Source organism: Oleiphilus sp. HI0086, from assembly GCF_001635225.1.
The window spans coordinates 1-2,355 of record NZ_LWFZ01000879.1; the positions used below are offsets into that span (position 1 = coordinate 1).

The following is a 2,355-nucleotide window of genomic DNA, read 5'->3' on the forward strand; positions in this document are numbered from 1 at the left end:
CGCCATGGTCTGTTTTGTATCTAGCGATAGCCGGCTCACTATTGGGCTTTGCATGTTACTTTTTTATTATTAAAGAGCTGGGTGCAACGGCTGTTGCAATGGTGACTCTGATGACACCTGTTTTTGCTTTGGCTTTGGGTGCCTTTTTTAATGGTGAACACATTAGCGAAGTAATGCTAATCGGTACCGCGTGTATCCTTTCAGGGTTAGTTCTTTATTACTGGAGCGCTTCAGAGCGTAAGCTTGATAAGCATAAAAATAGTGAGTCTGTTGAAGTTGCGGGCTGAATGAGGCACCGGCGATTCAGGTTGAATTGCCGGTGCTATATGCTATTTGGTGTCGTATGACTAGTGCTTAATCGATTGAAAATACTGCGCTAATGGTCGCATTGTATTCAATTTCTTTTTGCTGGTAGGTATTACTTTGGCTGTCGCTCATTTCAGCACTCATTGCCATGGCGCGCATTTGTGGGGCTGGTCTTGCTTCGTTGCTAACATGCTTTACATTTAAAATTTTCCCCAAGCTTACTTCGAAGCCTTGGGCAATGGTAGCTGCTTTATTTTTTGCTTTATTAATTGCTTTGTTTAAGGCTTTGCGTTTTAGCTTCTGTTTGTTCTTAAGTGTGAATCTTATACTCCCTAGATGAGATGCTTCTGTGCGGGTGATGTCTTGGATAAGAGCCTGGAGTTGCGCAAGATCATTTAGTTTAAACTCAATTTTGCGCGTAATTTGATTACCTTTGAAATCTCGCTGGTTATTTCGGTATTCGTATTGTGGGTGTAATTGTGTATTGCTTGTGTCGAGGGAGTTCTCTTGAATATCGTATTCTTCTAGTTTTGACAGGAAAGGGCGGACCAGCTTGTCGACGGCTCTTCTCGCTTTTTCTGCTTCAAACTTTGTTGCAGAGAAAGTAATATTAATTATGGCTTGATCGGGCAAGGACTTTGCGCTTGCTGTCGTGCTGACTTCGATAAAGGGTAAGTCAGAATGCGTTTGATCATGGGCCAGGCAAAGACTACTTACTAAGAATGAAAACAAAAAAAGTGATATGAATCGCATGCTTGTGCTCCGTATTAATATTTGGTGTATACCTATACCAGTCTAGTCATTAAAGTTGTAGTTACCATAGGTTCATTCCATCGCAGCGAAACCATTGTTCACGTTATTAGGTGTTTATATTTATGAAGTTCTCAAGTTTCGGCGATAAGTTTACCTCAAAGGCCGGCATTACAAGCTTAATGGAAGATCTTGGAAATGCCTTGGCTGGCGACTCAGGTTTAATCATGATGGGGGGAGGCAATCCTGCGCATATTCCGGAAGTGCAGGATTATTTTAAAAATAGATTGCTGGAAATTGTTGAGTCTACATCCGATTTCCAGCAGCTGATCGGTGTTTACGATCCACCACAAGGCAATTTGGACTTCATTAAGTCACTCGCTTCATTACTTAAAGCTGAATATGGCTGGGATATAGGCCCGCAAAATATTGCTTTAACAAACGGCAGTCAAGCAGCATTCTTTATGCTCTTCAATTTGTTTGCAGGGAAGTATTCAGATGGTAGTAGTAAACAGGTTCTGCTACCACTTGCTCCCGAATATATTGGCTATTCCGATGCGGGTTTGGTTGAAGATTTTTTTATATCAAACAGACCAAAAACTGAGGAAATTAACGCAGAGACATTTAAATACCATATCGACTTCGAGAAGTTCCAAATTACTGAAAGCACGGGAGCGATCTGCGTATCTCGCCCCACAAATCCGACGGGAAATGTGATTACAAACTCAGAGATGAGTAAGTTAGACCAGTTGGCACGTGAACATAAAGTACCATTGATTGTTGATGGTGCTTACGGCACGCCTTTTCCAAACCTTATATTTACTGATGCAGAACCAACCTGGAACCAAAATATTGTCCTGTGCCTAAGTCTCTCTAAATTCGGTTTACCTGCTGCACGTACAGGAATCGTTATTGCGGATGCGCCGGTAATAAGCGCTTTATCGGAAGTTAATGCGATTATGAATTTGGCGACGGGTAGCTTCGGCAGCATAATGGCGAAAGATTTAGTCGACAGTAAAAGAATACTCACCTTAAGTAATGAGGTAATAAGACCTTACTATTTGTCTAAAGCTGAAAGAGCGCGCGACCTTTTATGTGAGTTACTTCAGGGTCTGCCTTTCTTAATCCATAAAGTAGAAGGTGCAATGTTTATTTGGTTATGGTTGAAAGATTGCCCCTTAAGTAACCAGGAGTTGTATGAGAAGTTGAAAGACAAAGGTGTATTAATTGTATCCGGGCATCACTTTTTTCCGGGCTTAAGTGATGACAATTGGAAGCATAAATCCGAATGCTTACGAA

At 41.4% G+C, this 2,355-nt stretch carries 3 protein-coding genes; 2 read left to right on the forward strand and 1 reads right to left on the reverse strand.

What is annotated here, in order from left to right; translation table 11 throughout:
- On the forward strand, positions 1–287 hold a 287-nt coding region (locus A3756_RS15925), incomplete at its 5' end, for a DMT family transporter (protein WP_156490526.1).
- A gap of 67 nt (positions 288–354) precedes the next feature.
- Here the strand turns inward: A3756_RS15925 and A3756_RS15930 are convergent.
- Positions 355–1,059, reverse strand: coding sequence for an SIMPL domain-containing protein (locus tag A3756_RS15930; protein WP_068507485.1), 705 nt, complete (start codon positions 1,057–1,059; stop codon positions 355–357).
- A gap of 122 nt (positions 1,060–1,181) precedes the next feature.
- Here A3756_RS15930 and A3756_RS15935 point away from each other — a divergent pair.
- Positions 1,182–2,355, forward strand: a 1,174-nt coding sequence (locus tag A3756_RS15935; protein WP_068553890.1) for a valine--pyruvate transaminase, incomplete at its 3' end; no start/stop codon positions are given.